The organism is Vibrio profundi (assembly GCF_043642225.1).
Classification (GTDB): domain Bacteria; phylum Pseudomonadota; class Gammaproteobacteria; order Enterobacterales; family Vibrionaceae; genus Vibrio; species Vibrio profundi_A.
Genome location: NZ_JBHZSF010000010.1, coordinates 61,028 through 80,795, shown reverse-complemented (window position 1 = coordinate 80,795; position 19,768 = coordinate 61,028). Strand labels below are relative to the sequence as shown.

Genomic DNA, 19,768 nt, shown 5'->3' with positions numbered 1-19,768 from the left:
TTGCCTGCTTGTTGAGGGTTACCCTCAAACTCCCAAGAATAATAAAATTGACAATTTAGTTTTGGTAGATTTCTGAGACTTCTGAGATTTTGAACTTATTACTTTAATAAAGACTTATTTCAACCCTATTCCTTTCTTTACGTTCCACTCTGATTTTTGGTGGGTTAGTCTCTTGTAAATACTTTATTGCTTCAGAAATTTCCTCTTTACTGTGAACACCAGAAAGTTTTTTTGTAATAGGTGTCTTGCCCATTTTTATTTGACTCTTAAGTTCTAATTCAATAATCGAGTAGACCTTGTCTGATACCTTTCTTATCATTTCTTTCTTATGTTTTTCTTTTTCGGTATCAAAAATATATATGACAGAATCATTCCAGTATTCAAACCATTTCAAAGCCGCAATCAAATGCTTTTCCTCTAGCACTGACGTTTTGTCAGTAGCGGCAAAAACCATCGCATACATCTCAACATAGTGAGCAGCACGAGTCATAAGGTTTTGCTCTACATCCCCAGCATCATCAAACTGCCTCAAACCAACATAATGTTCTTTCCAGAGCTTGATATATTCTTCTGTACATTCGAACTTTCTTGAATTTTCATTAGCCCAGACTAGAATTTCACATAATTTTTTTGAATGTTTTTCAATTTCTTCTTCACATACTTCGCTTTTAATTGGTATAAACTTACGATCTGAGCTGTAATAAATTGGAAAACGATTTAAAAAACCATTAGATATATCAACATCACTAATTGCATTAATAAACTCTGATGGTGTTATATGAGCAAGAATAGCCACATGAGGATTTTCACACCCAACTTGATTATACTTAGTTATTTGCTTTAAAGGCTTACCGTCATATAAGTCTCTTATAGCAACACTCAATGTACTAGTATTACTTGAAGATTTTTTAATGATATTAAGCATTTCTGTTTCTACTATAAATAACCTGGAAGCTTTATCACCACTTTCACTTTCGTTCAGGTGAGCAGCGAGCCCTTCTGGGGTAGAGAGACTTCCATCCAACACAGGTGAAACACAGCCTTCAGATATAGACTCAGCCTTTTTGAACAAAATACTAGCTTGATCAGATGAAATTCCTTTGCCAGCACCACTTGGCGCTACAACAATTGCGTTAAGCCTAGCTACAGTTTTTAATGGTCCATATGGTTTGTAAAGCAACTCCGGGTAAATAGACGCTGAAATATGCCCCATTATATGAAGAGCAATACACTTGTCATTAGCTTCATTTCCTTCAGAAAGAAATTTCGACACTTCTCCTATAAAGCCATACATAGCTTCATCTGATAGCTCTGGTTTTACTTTTATTCGATCAAAACTTCGATCTAATTTTGGTTGTGGTTTATTACTCTTGCTACTGTTCTTACATTGATGTTTTTTTCTTTCTTTTGTTCCAAAACCGGAAAATAGTTTCACATTTTTCTCCAATCTTTCTAGTTAATATACCAAAAGTGATTTTTTTATTATTAGTTAAACTTGGTAGCCTTGAAATTGCCACATTCGATGAATCATCTAGTATCTTTTTTTTATACTTTATAGAATATGATTTCCCATACCTTTCAAAAGCAATGCTATTATATGAATGACCAGAAATCTCTGATACAACTGGTAGGCTATATCCTCTCTGTTTCAAGTTATCTATAAAGTAATGCCTGAACGAATGAAACGTATGTTTTTTTACCGAACCCCCACTTATTACTCTTATATGAATACCACTTTGTAACCGAAGTTGCATACCCTGCCCTGCCATAATTTAACTCAGTAAATAACCTATCATTTTTATTAGATATGAAGGAAATAAAACCTAGTCGAATAATGTTTTTTGTTAGTGGTATTAGTCGTACTGAGTACTCATTTTTCACTGACTTGTCATCTGAATCATCATTTATACTTAAACACCAAATATCATCGACCAAGGTAATATCTCTCTTATATAATTGTGCTATTTCATTTTGTCTCATGCCTAGCTCAATTGCTAAAATTGGTATCCAATATTTGTGAGAGTTAAAAAAGTCTTCATTAAAAAATAATTCATCTGAAAAAATTTTATTTATTTGGCTCTGGTCATACTTGTGTCTTTTTAACTCTTTCTTTACTTTTGTCCGTTTTGGAATCAATCCTATAAATGGATTTTTATTAATCCTATTTGATTGAACCAACCAATTAGTAAAGCTTTTAATTGATTGTATATATTTTTTTGCTGTTTCATCTGAGATAGTTCTAAGTTTGTATTTTTCTCCTATGTCAACTATTTCTTTCCCATCAATACCCCTGAGTAGTTTATTCTTACTGGCATTTACAGGGATCTTGTAGATTCTGTAATAGATATATAAAGCATCTCTATTTGACCATTTATATATATGTTTATCTGTAAGTTTAAGAACCTTCCTGATCCTTTCACTGTTCTCTGAAATACTCCTTTCTCTTATTCCCAAAAATCGCTTATGTTGTTCGTATCCTCGAATATCCTCTTCGACACATCTGGTTTTCAAACGTCTTACACACTTATTTTTCATTACTTTAATTTATGAATAACCAAGCTTCGATAAGAATATTATCCGAACTCAATGAATTGATTCAAGACCACTATTGCTCGCTATTTCATATTAAAAAACAAGCATTTAATGCATGCATTTCTCTTTAAGTTATTGGTTCAGATTGTGATATTGGAGTATTTTTCAAAAAATTCATCATTACAAAAATTTGATCTAAATCTCAAAAATTATCATTTTTAAGGAGAAAGACTGTTATCAGGAAGGTATGAATCATCAGAATTCAATGTTTTTTGAAAGTAAAAATCGGCTAGTGGAGTACTTGAGCTGTATAAGGTAAGTGATGGAGAGGTTACAGATTGACCTTCGAAGTGGTACTTAATACCTACGCTTGAATAATGTAAGTTATTGTTTTAAAATGATAAAACATCTAGGAGTCAGCCTCCCGCCAGCTCCACCAAACGTTTGGAAAGGGCCAACTCGCAAGAGTTGGCCCTTTTTGTTTTCTCAAGCACTCTACTACCACAAACTAAGTTAGTGATAGACTTAACTGGAATGCATAAGCTGGATACTGACTAAAGTACAAAATTAGTTACAGTCTTCCGAGCGCAAATCGCTCTAGCCTTTTCATTTGAGTTGGGTTGCTCCTGAGAGTAACACTGGCGATACATTTGGGTATATCGCTCAAACGCACTTATTGCTTGATCTTTAGGCAAAGAAATAAGGTGATTGATAAAGGTCCGAGAACCTACTTCAAAGTGTTGGGTATCAATGGGGGTATTCCAATCCCCGCCCCAAATCAAAAAGCCATGATGAGCAAATACTTCCACCACCTCTTCCGCCATACCTTTACGCTCAATCTGATTACGTGCACGATAACGAGCTCTGTTTACATAACGAGTTGCTGACTTTTCGGGTTTAACAGTAATGCTTCCTGATTCATCAAACGCTAAAAATGGATTTTGTACCGGGTTAATGTCTATCGCGACACCGTAAGCGTGTTTAGACCAACTTTCTCCGCCTGTAACCGGGCGTGCATTGAATGCACTACTATTATTGGCATCCATAGAGACATTATCATTTCCTTTGAATTCTCGCATTAAGCGGGCTGAATGAATCGGAAATCCGCGTTGCTTTAACTCATCAAATATTTGCTCTACAGAGGGGGCAACGACATCAAGTACAATCATACTTCCTCTAAGGGTTTCTCCCTCGAAACTGACATGCTCAAAATCAACTTTTGCCAAGCGGTCGCAACCAATCGGAGCTCCCCCGCTCAGTACACCTTGTTTTTTCATCATGTCACACTGCCAAGATGAAATAGGAGCAACCTTGGCGTAACTAGGAATAGCAAGTAACGCCATCGCTAAACAAACGCTCACTTTTTTCATTCTGTTTTCCTATTTGATTTAATCAGCACGTGAGTATCTATGAATTGATATTCTTTCACTAAAATAATGACTTAACTCTACCTACCTGTCACACCTTCCCAACCTTCTCCCCTACAATTTTCTCAAATTGTGATTGCAAACTAAACTCCTCTAAAAAATGTTGCATTTTAGTTAAATAGAATTAAAACTCTAATTTTATTCATTGGTTTATCTCTACTGCTTTACCGATAAGGAGACAAGTGTGCTTGCTATTTTCCGCCTATTCATCGCTGCTATTTTTATAGTGTTCACAACCCTATTCGCGTTCGTCTATTGCTTATTTACCCCAAGAAACCCGAGCCATGTGTATTTCTTTTGTCGTTGGTTCAATCTACTGCACAAAATGATAGGTTTAACCTTGGTACAAAGAGGGTTGGAAAACGCGCCAACTCCGAAAAACAGCGTGTACATTTCCAATCACCAAAGTGTCTTTGACTTCGTTACCGCGCCGGGAATGCTCCGCCCAAGAACGGTATCACTCGGCAAGAAAGAGCTTATTTGGGTTCCATTCTTCGGGCAGCTTTACTGGATCACTGGAAATATTTTGATTAACAGACAGGATAAATCAAAGGCGAGAGATACTATCCAACAAGTTTCTGAAGCGATCCATAAAAGGAATTTATCTATCTGGGCTTACCCGGAGGGCACTCGAAGTAAAGGTAGAGGACTTTTACCTTTCAAAACGGGCGCATTTCGCATGGCAATAGAAGCGGGAGTACCGATTACGCCAATGTGTGTCAGCACTAACCATAACAAGATAGACTTAAATCGTCGCGATAACGGAGTCGTTATTTCAGAAATGCTTCCTCCTATCGACACTTCTACATACTCTCTCAAGGATGCTCGCTTATTGGCGGATCACTGCCACGATCTTATGGAGAAAAAAATAGCCGAGTTAGATAGAGAGGTGGAGAAGCTAGAACACTCTGCTACCAATACAAATCATCGACAAGAAACCACTTAAACATTACAAAGTAAAAAGAAGTAAACTCACGAAGTGATTGGCGGAAAGATCATCAAATTGAGTTCAAGAGTGAACCGACCATCTTCGAATATTAACGAGGATGGATTAAAGGCAGAAGAGCGTTTAAAGCTCAATGAAAATCAGGCGAACAGAACATGCTCACTTCTGTCACTTACTCAAGGCGTAAGCCGTTAGCAGACCAACCGTTAATGGCATCAACCATAAAACACGCTGGAGCAAAAACTGAGTCAGGCTCACTTTCTTGCGCTTTTTAAGTTTCTTATTTTTTGGGGAGTGTCGAGATTGCATCAAATAAACTCTATAAAAACTTATATATAGAGAACGCATTTTCTCATTATTTACAGAGAATTACACCTTCATTGATATCGTCAATAACACTAACCGATAGCATTGCGACACAAAATTACAACTCACAACAAAACAGCCTAATTTTTCGTCACAATGCTTCCTTTCGGTTCAACTAACGGGTCATTTTTTTCACAAACACCACCACAAATAACGCCATAGTAAAACTGCCCATGAAAGCTTCGAATGCGGCAATAAACCTCGCCGCCCCTACTGGTGAAATGTCCCCATATCCGAGCGTCGTGAAGGTCACAATACTGAAGTACAAAGCATTAAAAAACTCGAGCGCTAAGAACTTGATTCCGTGTCCTTGTGCCGAATGCGCAACCACCGTATCCAACAAAAAATACGCCACTGCACACGTTAAGATCAACACCACAGAAAACAGCACCACTCTTAACGGGGACTCCCCATAACCACAAAAAAAATCGACCATTTTTGAGATAAAACGCTGGAGGCTCCACCTTGGCATTTGATAGCGACGAAACCGCATCTCTTTCTTAAAGAAAGTGCCTGCGGTTTCGAAGAGACCTTGTTTTTCGCACTGCTTACGAATGTTACGGCACACCTCTTCGGCTTCTTGATATAAGTCGATAGCTCGCTTCTTTTCACCTCGACTCAATGCTTTTTTTGCATCAGTTTCTTGCTTTAAATACCGACCCCACTTGACGTTATCTAAGCGAGAACGACCTAAATCGGATCCCAACAAATTGCAGTCTTCCAAGTGCGCGCAATGCAAGTTTGCATGAAACAGCTTGGCTTTCATTAAAGATGAACCTTGCAAATCTAAGCCAAAAAAGTGAGCGTCCGTTAAATCAGCTCGATAAAAGTCTGCTTCACGGCACGAATACCCATCTTTACACCCTCGATTGACTAAATCGATGTCTTTCAAATTTGTTTTGGCGAGCTGGAAACCATCGAGGGGTTTACCATTTAAAGCCCAACGTTCTATTTTTTCTTTTACGTCGTCGCCACTTTTATCAACTTTGGGATCATGCCAATAACACAGGCCTGACTCCCCACATTCTTCTTCACAATGCCAACCGTCCGGATTTACGTAGCCACATGTATTTTTGTCAGTATCCATGACTTACCCCCTACAGTTATTGATAAGTGTAGGAGGCAAGAGAAGACATTTCTCGTCGAGTTTTACTTTTTTAATTCGTGGGGTTCATAGCAACTTGTTGCTTCATCCACAGCGAGAAACACTCTGCAGCACTGGAAGCGGTATGTGACAGTAAAAAGTAGCCTGCTTTGGCGCTGATAGAAGGAAAAGGCGCCACCAATCGACCCGATTTTATTTCATCTTGAATCAAGGCTTCTCTCGCTAACGCTATCCCTACTCCGGCTTCAGCTGCAGACATCGCCATATCCGTTCGATTAAAGAAGTGTCCTCTATCCGTCTCAAAAGATAAGCCATTTTCCCGAGCCCAATACGCCCACTCATAATCTCGTGGGGCGCTATCCCAAGGTTGGGCATCATGCAGCAAAGTGACGTCTTCCCACTGTTCTGTCTGCAGCGTCGGAGCCAGTAACCAATCTCGCTCTCGAAGATATAGCGGGCTCATCACAGGAATCAATCGCTCTTCCATCAGTAACTTCGCCCCTCCCTCTCGGTAAGGTATTTCGCCATAATCAATCGCTAAGTCAAAATCGCGAGATGTATGATCCACTAGCGCCCCCTCAGCAAAAGTCTGCACTTGAATATCTGGGTACTGACGATGGAAACCTTCCAACCGTGGCACTAGCCATTTAAAAGCAAATGAGGGAGTTAGTTTCAAACGGACTTCGGAATGAAGGGAAGACTTAGCCTGTAAGCTGCCCAAAACGGTATCGATGTCTTCAAAGCTCGATAATGCAACGCGATACAGTAATTGTCCGGACTCAGTTAGAGTCACACCGCGAGAGTGACGATGTAAAAGCTGCAAACCAAGATTACTTTCGAGCTGCAATAACTGCTGACTCACCGCCCCTGTCGTTAGGCACTTCGCTTTAGCGGCCTTTGTCAAGCTGCCATATCGCCCCACTTCGACAAAAGTCATCAGTGACGATGCCATATTATTTTTGAGGTACTGCATCTCTAGCCTTTAGAAAAACTATACACAGTTATTAATTCTTATCGATTGTTAGCAGTTTGTAAATTACTCAATAATACCGCTAACGAAAATTGAGGGGTTACAATGAAAGTATTAGTGCTAGGTGGTGGTGTTATTGGGTTAACCAGTGCGTGGTATTTGTCTCAACAAGGCCACGAAGTTACCGTCGTCGATAGACAATCCGAGTGCGGACAAGAAACAAGCTTCGCGAATGCGGGGCAAATATCTTACGGCTATTCATCACCTTGGGCTGCACCAGGAATCCCTTTAAAAGCCATTCAGTGGCTGACTCAAGAACATGCGCCACTCAAAATACAACCAAAATTATCCGTTGAGATGATGAACTGGGCGACCAAGATGCTCCGAAATTGTAGCCATGCAAACTACAAAACCAACAAAGCAAGAATGCTTAGACTCGCGAATTATAGTCAAACATGCCTAACCGAACTAAGGGATCAAACCGGAATTGAGTATCAGGGAAGACAGTTAGGTACTCTACAAGTGTTTAGAAGTGCTAAACAGCTTCAAGCGATTGAGAAAGATATGGTTTTGCTGAAGCAGAGTAATACTCGATTCTCTCTGCTCGACACTAAACAGTGTATTGAGCAAGAGCCAGCCCTCTCCCATGTTCAAGATAAAATCGTTGGAGGGCTTCACTTGCCTGAAGATGAAACAGGTGATTGCTTTATTTTCTGCCAACAACTCATGCAATTAGCAAAACAGTCTGGCGTGAAATTTATATTTGATACCGAGATAAATAAGATTGAACGTAATGGCGCTTCAATACAGTCAGTCAGCACCAGCCAAGGATCACTGCATGCCGATCAGTATGTCGTCGCGTGCGGGAGTTACTCCGCCAAACTACTCAAACCTTTGGGGATTTCACTGCCTACCTACCCAGTCAAAGGCTACTCCTTAACTTTACCCATTAAAGATAGCGACCACGCGCCTTTATCTACGGTGATGGATGAAACCTATAAAGTGGCGGTCACTCGATTTGAAGATAGGTTGAGAATCGCAGGAACGGCTGAATTGACGGGGTTTGACCTTTCCATTCCAGAAAAACGTACCTCCACCATAGATTTAGTGGTCAAAGAGCTATTTCCAAAAGCCGGTGACCTCTCGAAAGCGGAATACTGGACTGGGTTAAGGCCGATGACGCCCGATGGCACGCCAATTATTGGGGCAACTCCAATCAAGAACTTATTTACCAATACCGGTCACGGGACACTAGGTTGGACCATGGCCTGCGGCTCTGGAAAGTTGTTGGCCGACCTCATATCCAAGCGGCCAGCGGACATAGAACACAGAGACTTGAGCATGTCTCGATACTCGTAGCTGACGTCCACTGTTCACTTTGCAACCAACTAGATAGCAGAACACGCTATTTAATTCTGTAAAATAAGAATTAAATAAGTTGCATAACACCCAATATTAACCGAACTAAATTCTGGGAAATGATGCATTACATGAATATATATAGTCAATAAAGCGATATAACCGATCAGATACCAGTCATTAACATTATGATGGTATTTCGTGCTCGCCATCACGCATTAAGGGAAAAGCAGACAAATAAATTAACATTTAAGTTACAAAAAGATTAATATGTCGAACGAAAAATAAACATAACAGTCAATAACAGGGAAAATACTCATGCAGTCACTCGTTGATTTTTTGAATGGAATAATATGGAGTCCAGTACTGATTTACTTGTGCTTGGGCGCGGGTTTGTTTTACTCCATCATGACTCGATTTGTTCAAGTCCGTCATTTCTTTGAAATGTGGCGCTTGCTTCTATCTGGTAAAAGTTCAGCTAAAGGTATCTCATCGTTCCAAGCGTTAGCCGTTTCGCTTTCAGGACGTGTTGGTACTGGTAACATTGCTGGTGTTGCAGCAGCAATTGGCTTTGGTGGCCCTGGTGCTGTATTTTGGATGTGGGTAGTAGCATTTTTCGGTGCTGCAACTGCATTTGCAGAATCAACTCTGGCTCAAATCTACAAAGAAGAAGACGAAGGTCAATTCCGTGGCGGCCCTGCTTACTATATTGAAAAAGCGATGGGTCAGAAGTGGTATGCTTGGATCTTCGCTGTCGCAACTATCTTCGCTTGTGGTATTTTACTGCCGGGCGTACAGTCAAACAGTATCGGTAATGCCGTTGAAGCAGCATTCGGTTCTGGTGACATGATTGAAACCGCTATTGGTACCTTCAGTTTCGCTAAAATTTTCACTGGTACGGTTATCGCAATCATTCTTGGCTTCATCATCTTTGGTGGTGTAAAGCGTATTGCAAACTTCACGCAGATCGTCGTTCCATTCATGGCACTGGCGTACATCATCGTAGCGTTCATCATCATTCTACTAAACATCAGTCAAGTACCAGTTGTTTTCTCAATGATTATTGGCGATGCATTCACTCCAATGGCTGGCTTCGGTGCTGCAATTGGTTGGGGTGTTAAACGTGGTGTTTACTCAAACGAAGCTGGTCAAGGTACTGGTCCTCACGCAGCAGCAGCTGCAAGTGTTGATCACCCAGCACAGCAAGGTTTGGTTCAATCATTCTCTATCTACATCGATACTCTTCTAGTATGTTCTGCTACAGCGTTTATGATCATCATCACTGGCGCTTACAACGTTCACGGTGGTTCTGAAGGCGTATTCCTTGTTCAAAACCTAGCTGAAAACATTGGCGCGAATGGCCCAGTGTTTACACAAATGGCAATTGAAAGTGCAATGCCAGGTATCGGTAAACCGTTTATCGCATTTGCTCTATTCTTCTTCGCATTCACAACGATTCTTGCTTACTACTACATCGCAGAAACAAACATTGCTTACCTGCGTCGTACTATCAAGATCCCTGGCATGATGTTCGCGCTAAAAGCAGTACTAATCACAGCTGTTTTCTACGGTACTGTGAAAACTGCAAACCTTGCATGGGCGATGGGTGATGTGGGTGTTGGTCTAATGGCGTGGTTAAACATCGTTGGTATCATCATCATCTTCTTCATGGCTAAACCAGCAATCAAAGCACTTCACGATTATGAAGAGCAACAGCGCGCTGGCGTGACTGAATACACGTTTAACCCTGTCAAGCTTGGTATTAAAGGTGCGACTTACTGGGAAGAAAAATACAAACGTAAAACAAGCAAGTCTCCTCAAGAGGAAACAAACCAAACGAACCCTGTTGAGCAGCCATCTGCTTAATAGCGTCAAATAAAAAAGGGTTAGCCATGGCTAACCCTTTTTTGTTCCCAAATTATTTTCACACCAACAGGACTTATGCTGCAATCTCTTGCGTCATCACTTGAGGAGCGGCTTTCTTCTCACCGATTGGCATAACAGTGCGGCCATATTCATTATTAATTACTTGAGCCATTGCGAAGTAAATAGCAGACGCACCACAGAAGATGCCTTCAAAGCCTGCGATCATTCCAATAAATTCACTACCTGTGAAATCACGAGCAGCCAACAAGAAGAAAAGAATCGTCAAAGAGCCAAACACCACTTGCTTTGCCACTGGGTAGCAAAGTGAGCCGATAAACATAAAGCCAGTGAACACACCCCAAAGCAACAAGTACCAACCCATAAAACTAGCTGGGCTTGCAGGCAGCCCCATATAAGGCATAACAATCAAGCCAACTAACGTTAACCAGAATAAGCCATATGAAGTAAATGCAGTCGTGCCGAAAGTATCACCACGTTTAAAGCACATCATGCCAACCAGTACTTGGCTCAAACCACCATAAAAGATACCCATTGCCAAAATCATGGAATCAATTGGAAAGAAGCCAGCATTATGGATATTTAACAAAATGGTAGTCATACCGAAGCCCATTAGGCCAAGAGGCGCAGGGTTTGCTAATTTGGTCGACATTACGAATTTACCTTACTCTGTGATTGGTTATCAAAAAAACCGATAAAAATTGTAAGAAAATTTTAATTCATAAGCAGGCAGTAAGGAAAATCAAGAAATCGAAAACTAAGGTTGTACAAATGATCTCACATAAAAAAGAGGCCTCATTCGACCTCTGATTCATTCATAAAAATGATAATCCGTGAGTTAGCTGGCCGGATTCACGACCGTCGGCTGAGAGGCTGTCCGTTTCTTGTCTAACCGTGACAAAACCGTTACGGCAATGACTTGAAGGAACAAAGCGAAAATAACCACTAAAGCACTTGCGGTGATACCTGCGATAACGAAGCACCCAAGCGCAATTGCCCCATTCATCAGTGCATAAGGTAACTGAGTTTTAAAGTGCTCAAATTGATCGCACCCTGCGCCTGTTGATGACAAGATGGTCGTTTCTGAAATAGGCGAACAGTGATCTCCAAATAGCCCACCAGACAGCACTGCGCCAATTGCGACAAGTAACGGCGCGTCAATGGCAACCGCGGTAGGAATCACAAGTGGCATCATGATCGCAAAAGTTCCCCAAGACGATCCCGTCGCAAACGAAATGATAGCTGACAGCAAAAAGGCTACCGCTGGCACTAGCCAATATGGAAAACCGCTTTGAGCTTGCTCCGCGATATACGCCGCTGCACCGAGCTCTTTCCCGACAGTGCTTAACGCCCATGCAAGAACAAGAATGATGGCAACCGGCATCATGTTTCCCATCCCTTTTAGGTACACTGAAATACCATCATTGAGCTTTCTTACCCCGTGAAAGGCCATCAATGACATCAAGGTAATGGCAGCAAAAAAATACGCAGACGACAGCGCAGCTCTGAATGCAGAACCTGCGACTTTTTGAAAAGGGAAACCTTGAGGGACCAACATAGTACACAGCACGACGACCATTACTAAAAGTGGAGCCCACACAAATGATGGCTTTGCATTTTTATGCGAGAACACTTTTAGAGAATCCGACGCTGACTGTGAAATAACACCTAACTTAGCATCGCGCTCCGCTTTTGCCATTGGACCAAAATCCAACTTTTTCAATGACACTAATGGGACAATAAAAATGGCTAGGAACGCGTACAACTGAAATGGAATCGCACCGATAAACGCATCCCAATCCGACATCTCAACTCTTAATGCTGTGAACTCTTTTTGAATTAGGCCCATGATGTAAACACCCCACCCAATGAACGGGATCAGTATCGCGACCGGAGACGAAGTTGAATCAATGACAAAAGCCAATTTTTGTCTGGAGATTTTGAGCTTATCAAATAAAGGACGAAAAACTGGGCCAACGATCAGAGGGGTACCTAAATCTGAAAAGAAGATAATAATCCCGCCAAACCAAGATGATACTTGAGCCTGACATTTTGTTTTCACCCAAGTGGTTACCTTCTGGGCAAACGCTACTCCCCCGCCAGATTTTTCCATCAGCGCAACAAAACCACCAATGAACACCAATAGCATGATCACGCCAGCGTTGTAACTATCAGTCAATTGAGGGACTAAGTAGCTTTTAACCATAACCCCAAAAGTGGCTAGAGGGTTCAATTCACTAAATGCCCCTGTGAGCATTGTGACGCCAGTTAACACACCAGCAAATAATCCCACGACAACATTACGTGTGGTTAGCGACAACATTAAAGTCACAATAATGGGCAGTAATGAAGTTATATCCGTTTGTTCCATAGGTACACCACGCTCCTAAAAATAAACATAGTTAGCAATTAAAAATGAATATATATTCAAAGCAAACATCAGTACAGAACTTTATTCCCTAAACAATAACTTTGGACTCAAAGCCGCATTAAAAAACAATGACATTATGGTGATTTCATACGTATCTCTATGAAATATGCTAAACCTATAAGACAGGACGTAAACTTTAAGCCGAGACAGCATATGGATTTGTTTGCCGATCACCGTGAGCCCTCTCAAACACCTACACCACCAGCTCAAACCAACAAGGATATTGCCCCTTGGAAAGTTCTGTTGGTGGATGATGACGAGCAAATGCATCAAGTCACTAAACTCGTGCTAACAAACTTCCATTTTCAAGGAAAAAAGTTAGAGATCATTTCCGCCTATTCGGGTATTGAAGCAAAAGAGATCCTAAGCCAACAACCAGACATCGCTTTAGCCTTAGTTGATGTAGTGATGGAGCATGATCATGCTGGGTTGGACGTAATAAAATTCATCCGAGAAGAGCTGAAAAATACCAAGATTCGTTTAGTGTTACGAACAGGACAAGCAGGGCAAGCCCCAGAAGATTTTGTGATCCAAGAATACGAAATCGATGATTACAAAGAGAAAACGGAACTGACCACGCAGAAGCTCAAAACCCTCTTGTACTCGATGCTTCGCGCCTATCGAGACCTCACCACGATAGAAGTGCAAAAAGAGGGGTTAAGTAAAGTGATCCAAGCTTCGGCGAACGTGCAAAACACCACCACCTTAAAAGATTACGCGTCTTCTGTGCTGAGCCAGCTGACTTCCTTAATCCAATTGGATGCCTCTGCTTTTTATTGTTTAGTGAAACCTAGGCCCGATGGAGAAGCCTCTCGAGCACTCACCTTGGCGGCAACGGGCACTTATGTCGATTCCTATTCTGAGTGTTTATTTGAAGTGCTCCCAGAGAACGTTGCTGACCGCTGCCAATTCGCGCTCAATCAACAAAAAAGCCAAAGCTTCGACGATGCTTATGTCTTCCATATGACAGATGAAGCCGGTGTAGATAGCCTTCTTTATATCAACATATCAAGCAAGCTCAGTGATTTAGACAAACAGCTTTTAGAGATATACATGCACAATATTGGGTTAACGTTCGAAAACCTTAACCTACTGGTCGACCTTCGTGAGACCTCTAAAGAGCTTGTCTACAACCTTGCCAACGCCGTTGAAGCGAGAAGTAAAGAAACTGGCGCTCACGTTCAACGAGTATCGTTGTTCAGTGAACGCTTAGCCGACCTATACGGTTTGCCGAGTAATGAAGCTCAGATGATCAAACACGCCTCGCCTCTACACGATGTAGGGAAAGTCGCCATACCTGATAGCATCCTTCATAAACCCGGTAAGCTAGATGCCGAAGAATGGGCCATCATGCAAAAACATGTCGAATATGGGGTCGATATTCTCAGCCAGTCCAAACGTAAGCTAATATCTGTCGCAAAAGACATTGCTCAATATCACCATGAAAAATGGGATGGTTCTGGATACCCAGCAAACCTTAGCCAATTTGAAATCCCAATTTCTGGCCGAATTACCGCTTTGGCCGATGTTTTCGACGCTCTCGGCTCTAAACGTAGCTATAAGCAGCCATGGTCTGACGAAGATATTCGTAATGAAATAGTGGCTCAGAAAGGCAAACACTTTGAGCCCAAGCTAGTAGATTTACTGATCGAGTATTGGGATGACTTCATCAAGATTCGTGAAGATCACCCCGACTGATCAACTCGTTCTCTACTTCCCAATATTTTGAGGCAACTTTTGCGGTACTGTGAAAGTAAAGGTGACGCCTTCACCTAACTCAGACTCAAAACTCAACTGACCCGCGAGTTTCTGATGGATCAAATTGAACACCAAATTAAGCCCTAACCCAGAGCCCCCTTCCCCTCTTCGACTAGTGAAAAAAGGTTCAAAGATTTTCTGATGTAATGACTTATCGACACCACAACCATTGTCTTTGTAGACAAACACGACATTGTCATCAACCAAAGAAAACGACAGCGATATTTGCGCTTGGGTCTGCTCTGAGAACGCATGATTGACACTATTGAGGATCAGATTCGACACAACTTGTGTTAATACACCAGGTAAACTATTCATCGTAATAGATGCATTGCCCTCTAACTGAGGAGCGACGGGGATCTTACGAGTTTCAGGGTGTAAGCTGGCAACCAACGCATGCAACGTTTGACTCACGTTAAACTGGCAGCGATTTTCAGAGACTTGGTCTACCGCTGTCTGTTTAAAATCTCGGATCAACTTAGCACCACGGTTCAAATTGTCTTCTAGCAACTCACTGGCTTGTCCCATCTGCTCCATGATAGTGGCGAATTGCTGGCTGGTTAAGGTTTGCGAATTGAACGCACTATTCAATTCATGACACGACTCTTTAATCAGTGACGAAGCCGTTACCGCAATGCCAAGAGGTGTGTTCACTTCATGAGCCACACCGGCGACTAAGCCACCAAGCGCTGCCAATTTCTCTGATTCAATTAACTGCCCTTGAGCTTCTTCTAAACGCTGCATGCTTTGTTCAAGATCCAGAGTTCGTTCTGTAACTTTCTTCTCGAGATTTTGATTCAGGTCTTCCAATCCATGTTGAGCTTGTTTTAAAGCCGTCACATCAATCGAACTTCCTCGAAACCCTTTGAATTTATCATCCTCATCAGCCACACTCATCCCTTGGAAAAACATGTACTTTCTTTGCTCACCAGTTTCAATAATCACTTCACACATGGAAAAATCTTTTTGCTTACTAAATAAAGAGTGCAGCTCGTAAGCGTTTCCCAAGCCAACGACATCTTTAATAAAAGGGTGTTTATCTAATTCAATCTTCAACGTTTGCTGCATGGTTTCCGACACAAAAACCAATCGTCCAATCTCATCTGTTTCCCATAACCAATCAGAGGAAACCGCGGCAAAGTCAGCAAAGCGTTCTTGTTCAAAACGGATATTGTTGTACAACAAACTTATGTTAGAAGTGATTTTATTCGTTTCATCAGCCAACCATTTTAGCTCATCGTCTTTTTCCATCACCCATGGCTGATATGGGAGGTCTAAAGGCTCACTTGGATGACGAGGGTTATATTTCCGTAAATAGGTCGCTACCGCAAAAATACGTCGATTCACGCTCTTGTGGAAAACCATGAGGATCAAATAACACACTATCGTGGTCTTAATCGCATTGATAACCAAAGTGATGAGAAACTGCCTGATCAAATAGGTATAGATTTCCTCTCCACTGGACTCCATATACAGAACCCCTAGCACTTCGACTTCATCATCAATTTGCGAATGGTACTGTAAAGGAAATTCGGCTTTGATCGGGTATTGCTCGACTTGTTCTCCCGCAGAAAATTTATAGCTCCCAGAGCGAATTTCTAAATAATTCACCTTAGGTAAGTTAATAAGCCCCTCTAGTTTTTGTTGAAGCAACACCAGATCATAGCTCCAAAGAGATGCCGCAAGTAATTCAGCATGCACCGATTCTAGCTCTTGTTGTCTTTGCTCCACACTGTTGAACTCACGGTTGTAATCCCAGTAAAGTTGAATGGTGGTACCAAGTAGAGTCACCATGCCACTCAACAACACCATGATTAATATGATGCGTCGCCCTATTCGGCTATAAATCGGATTACTATCGCTGTCTTCAAACTTTTTCGTTCGGCTCATTGCTTTGCGCTCCTTATGCCAAATCGAGGCACACTTTTCAGTATAGAAGCGAATAGCTTAGCTACACTTAAAGCATGGTTTCTCGATGAAATAAATTGCTATGAAAGCCTGCCTATCCTTAATTTTCTGCTTACTGGCAGCTCCTGTATTTGGAGCCAATGTACTTGTGATAGAAAGCTATCACTCCGAATACCCTTGGGACCAAGACTATGTTGAAGGACTATCGGAGACCATAAACCCACAACACCACATTCATACATTTCAAATGGATACTAAACGCCTGCCCGAGAGTGAATACCCCAAAATGGCAGACAAAGCCTACCTTTATTACCACCAGATAAAGCCTAAAGTGGTCATACTAGGTGACGACAATGCATTAAAATATATGCTACCTAAACTGTACAAAGAGCCGATTACCATTGTGTTCCTTGGCATCAACTCCAACCCTCGTAAGTTGTTGTCACGTTACCAAGGGAAAGCAAAAATCACAGGCGTCTTAGAGCAGCCGTTACTTATAAAAAGTATTAATGAAATCGGTAATTTACTGCCCAATAAACAAGGGGAGATTTTGGTGTTATTCGACTCAGGCGTAACATCAAAAATTGCGAAAAAGTTCATATCGCAGAAGTACCAATCCGTAAGAGGCAATTTGAAGGCTGGCGTAGAAATAAAAAACGTTAAAACGAAAGATGAGTGGAAAAATCTTGTCAGCCAAGCAAAACATCGCGGATTTTCGGCGATTGTCATCGGCCTTTATCACACCCTTATTGATAGTGACGGTAACAATGTGGATTCCAATACTGTGATGGCTTGGACCAATCAGCACTCCCCCGTCCCCATTTTTGGTTTTTGGGATTTCTCGGTTGGAAAGGGTATGACAGCAGGTGGTGTGGTTTTATTTGGCAAAAGCCAAGGAGAAGACGCGGGTAAGATGGTCAATCAGGTACTGAGCGGTACCGAAACCAACCAAGTACCGATTCATATCGGTAAACAAGGTAAAGCCATATACAGCCCATTTGAAATGAAGCGGTGGGGGCTGACTCCACCAACACATTGGGAAGCCATTTCGGAATCTGAATAAAAAAGGGAGTGAATCCTCACTCCCTAAGCTAGCAAAAATTAACTATCCATTACTGACAGCTTATCTCATCCCAGAACCAATTAGATTGGACTGGTGATTCCCACACTCCTGGGCCATTTTTCGCAACAAAACACTTACCTTGGTATGTCACTTTATCACCGTCACTCACTTGGCTCACACCTGGTTCCCACGTGATAAATACCGACGGGTCAACAACGACAGGTGGCTCAGTCACCGGCGGTTCTGTAACAGGCGGGTTAGTCACGACTGGTGGTTCAGGTTCTGTTACCGGAGGATCAACTGGAGTTGGGTCGGTTACCACTGGAGGCGTAGGCTCACCTGATACTAATTTCCAAGGACCGCCGTTAGCCGGATCATCACCTTGAGTCCACCACTTCGCTTCGTAAGTCGCACCGTTAGATGTTACTTGATCGCCCGTATTGTAAACTTTATTTGCATCCCAGCCATTGCCACCAGGGTTAGTACCCGGGTCAATTGGATCCAGTTTATCGACAACCTTAACTTCTGGCCAACTTGCGTGCGAACCATAGAAGTTCGTTACACATTTCTCGTAATCACCTGGTACTAGTGCCGAGTACGCAGTTTGGAACCCAACCAGTTCACACTCAAATGAGTAACCTTCAGGTCGGTCTGCATAATACTTCCAGTTACCATCCCAGTTGGTGTACAGCACATCCGTCGCACCATTCAAGTTCAAGCTGCCGTAAGGCGTTTGCTGCCAACAAGTGTTTTTCTCGTCCGCTTCTACTGGGATCTGGTAGTGTACAGCTAGCCCTTCCCAATAACGAATACGGTTAACAGGCTGACCTTTCGTCTTATTCTGTTCACCACACTCAATGCCACCATTAATTACATTGATCGTAGTACCAAACCCGTAACCAATACCGGCATCAATTTCGCGCTGAGATGGGCTCCAAGTGCGGTCAATCACATGCAGCATCGCTGGCTTAGGAGCCTGTGGAGTCAGGAAGAACCAAATTGCCGATGCCAAGTTCAGCCAAGAATCAGCCACCAGTCCCGGGTTATTGAGAAGAACCGTCGCATCACCATCGAACATCACTTCAGAGAACGCGCCGTAGTTAAAGTGGTAAGAAAGTTGTTTAGCACCACGACCGAAGTAACCTTGCCCCGCGGCACATGGCCAGCGTGCATTTTGCCAATCATTTTGGCCACAACCTGTGGTGTAACCTTCCTGACCTTCAGACCACCCCATTTCACGAACGTGCACAAGTGCTTGCTGCCACTCTTCTAACGCTAATGGATTATCCGACGTATTATCAATGGCAATATGGCCGCCTGTCTCTTGAGAGAAATGTGCAAACGCCGTGATGATGGATTTCTTACAGATAGCATCAGAATCACGTCCATCGGTGTACTCGCCACAAAATGCGGGGAACTTACCCACGGCACGTAAGAAGCGTGTATACGTGTATTCAGGTGCGGCCATTTGCGTTAGGAAGTCCCACTCAGATTGAGGAAACACACGCTCGACACGTTTTACGTTGTCTGGGTTTGAAGCTGCTCCCGGAACAATCGCTTCTACTATCGTATTCGAACGGGTTTGTAAGGCTTGTGACCAAATCGCATACATAGGGTCTGAAGTCTGCGCTTGTTCTGCGGCTTGGAGATCCGCTCTTGAAACAAGATAACCAGTAGGATTTTGAGGATCAGGCTGGATATTCATTGCTGCATTGGCAGTCATAGAGACGAAACCACTGGTAGCGATTGCGCATCCTAATGCCGCAGTTAAATATTTAGTTTTAAACATATAGGGTTCTCTTATTTGTCCATAATAAGTCAATAAGAGAGTAGATAGGTCTGAATAATGAAGACAGAACAACAGATAGTAATTGTAAATAAATGCGACAGACTTGGGCTAATTTATAAATTACCTTTCATTGTGCTACAAACTAAATGTACACCTGCTCCAAATAACAAAAAAGCCTCAAACAGTGTTTGAGGCTTCTTATTTATGAGTATGTTATTAGAGCATATTCA

15 protein-coding genes are annotated in these 19,768 nt (G+C 42.1%); 5 read left to right on the top strand and 10 right to left on the bottom strand.

What is annotated here, in order from left to right; all coding sequences use genetic code 11:
- Positions 1-103: 103 nt before the first annotated feature.
- The 4 genes from ACHUFI_RS15375 to ACHUFI_RS15360 form a co-directional block, all read right to left on the bottom strand.
- A complete protein-coding gene (locus tag ACHUFI_RS15375) occupies positions 104-1,435 on the bottom strand; it encodes a DUF3987 domain-containing protein (protein ID WP_394250636.1) in 1,332 nt (443 codons plus the stop codon).
- Positions 1,383-1,754 (bottom strand): tyrosine-type recombinase/integrase, encoded by a 372-nt coding sequence (locus ACHUFI_RS15370; protein ID WP_394250808.1) that lies wholly within the window; start codon positions 1,752-1,754, stop codon positions 1,383-1,385. The genes ACHUFI_RS15375 and ACHUFI_RS15370 overlap by 53 nt, the downstream gene beginning before the upstream one ends.
- Positions 1,654-2,535, bottom strand: a complete 882-nt coding sequence (locus tag ACHUFI_RS15365) for a hypothetical protein (protein ID WP_394250817.1) — start codon at positions 2,533-2,535, stop codon at positions 1,654-1,656. The genes ACHUFI_RS15370 and ACHUFI_RS15365 overlap by 101 nt, the downstream gene beginning before the upstream one ends.
- Positions 2,536-3,086: 551 nt before the next feature.
- Entirely contained in the window at positions 3,087-3,902 is an 816-nt protein-coding gene (locus tag ACHUFI_RS15360; RefSeq protein WP_394250634.1) for a M15 family metallopeptidase, read from the bottom strand.
- Positions 3,903-4,143: 241 nt separating this feature from the next.
- On the opposite strand from ACHUFI_RS15360, the gene ACHUFI_RS15355 reads away from it, so the two are divergent.
- Positions 4,144-4,905, top strand: coding sequence for a 1-acylglycerol-3-phosphate O-acyltransferase (locus ACHUFI_RS15355; RefSeq protein ID WP_394250632.1), 762 nt, complete (start codon positions 4,144-4,146; stop codon positions 4,903-4,905).
- A gap of 481 nt (positions 4,906-5,386) precedes the next feature.
- Here ACHUFI_RS15355 and ACHUFI_RS15350 read toward each other — a convergent pair whose 3' ends face one another.
- Entirely contained in the window at positions 5,387-6,358 is a 972-nt protein-coding gene (locus tag ACHUFI_RS15350) for an ion channel (protein WP_394250630.1), read from the bottom strand.
- A gap of 70 nt (positions 6,359-6,428) precedes the next feature.
- Positions 6,429-7,349 (bottom strand): LysR substrate-binding domain-containing protein, encoded by a 921-nt coding sequence (locus tag ACHUFI_RS15345; protein ID WP_394250628.1) that lies wholly within the window; start codon positions 7,347-7,349, stop codon positions 6,429-6,431.
- 102 nt (positions 7,350-7,451) lie between these two features.
- Here ACHUFI_RS15345 and ACHUFI_RS15340 point away from each other — a divergent pair, with 102 nt between their 5' ends.
- Positions 7,452-8,705 carry a D-amino acid dehydrogenase gene (locus tag ACHUFI_RS15340; RefSeq protein WP_394250626.1) on the top strand — a complete coding sequence of 418 codons (1,254 nt, stop codon included), beginning with the start codon at positions 7,452-7,454 and terminating at the stop codon, positions 8,703-8,705.
- Positions 8,706-9,023: 318 nt separating this feature from the next.
- Entirely contained in the window at positions 9,024-10,571 is a 1,548-nt protein-coding gene (locus ACHUFI_RS15335; RefSeq protein ID WP_394250624.1) for an alanine/glycine:cation symporter family protein, read from the top strand.
- Between the two features lie 73 nt (positions 10,572-10,644).
- Here ACHUFI_RS15335 and ACHUFI_RS15330 read toward each other — a convergent pair whose 3' ends face one another.
- Together ACHUFI_RS15330 and ACHUFI_RS15325 are read right to left on the bottom strand one after the other, a co-directional pair.
- Positions 10,645-11,241 carry an acetate uptake transporter gene (locus tag ACHUFI_RS15330; RefSeq protein ID WP_394250622.1) on the bottom strand — a complete coding sequence of 199 codons (597 nt, stop codon included), beginning with the start codon at positions 11,239-11,241 and terminating at the stop codon, positions 10,645-10,647.
- A 186-nt stretch (positions 11,242-11,427) separates the two neighbouring features.
- Complete coding sequence (locus tag ACHUFI_RS15325) at positions 11,428-12,960, bottom strand: Na+/H+ antiporter NhaC family protein (protein ID WP_394250620.1); 1,533 nt, start codon at positions 12,958-12,960, stop codon at positions 11,428-11,430.
- 213 nt (positions 12,961-13,173) lie between these two features.
- Between ACHUFI_RS15325 and ACHUFI_RS15320 the strand changes: the two genes are divergently transcribed.
- Positions 13,174-14,718, top strand: coding sequence for a DUF3369 domain-containing protein (locus ACHUFI_RS15320; protein WP_394250806.1), 1,545 nt, complete (start codon positions 13,174-13,176; stop codon positions 14,716-14,718).
- A gap of 12 nt (positions 14,719-14,730) precedes the next feature.
- Here ACHUFI_RS15320 and ACHUFI_RS15315 read toward each other — a convergent pair whose 3' ends face one another.
- Positions 14,731-16,668: a PAS domain-containing sensor histidine kinase gene (locus ACHUFI_RS15315; RefSeq protein ID WP_394250619.1), complete on the bottom strand. Its 1,938-nt coding sequence runs from the start codon at positions 16,666-16,668 to the stop codon at positions 14,731-14,733.
- A gap of 100 nt (positions 16,669-16,768) precedes the next feature.
- Here ACHUFI_RS15315 and ACHUFI_RS15310 point away from each other — a divergent pair, with 100 nt between their 5' ends.
- Complete coding sequence (locus ACHUFI_RS15310) at positions 16,769-17,749, top strand: ABC transporter substrate-binding protein (protein ID WP_394250617.1); 981 nt, start codon at positions 16,769-16,771, stop codon at positions 17,747-17,749.
- A gap of 49 nt (positions 17,750-17,798) precedes the next feature.
- Here ACHUFI_RS15310 and ACHUFI_RS15305 read toward each other — a convergent pair whose 3' ends face one another.
- Positions 17,799-19,538, bottom strand: a complete 1,740-nt coding sequence (locus ACHUFI_RS15305; RefSeq protein WP_394250615.1) for a chitinase — start codon at positions 19,536-19,538, stop codon at positions 17,799-17,801.
- Positions 19,539-19,768: the final 230 nt, after the last annotated feature.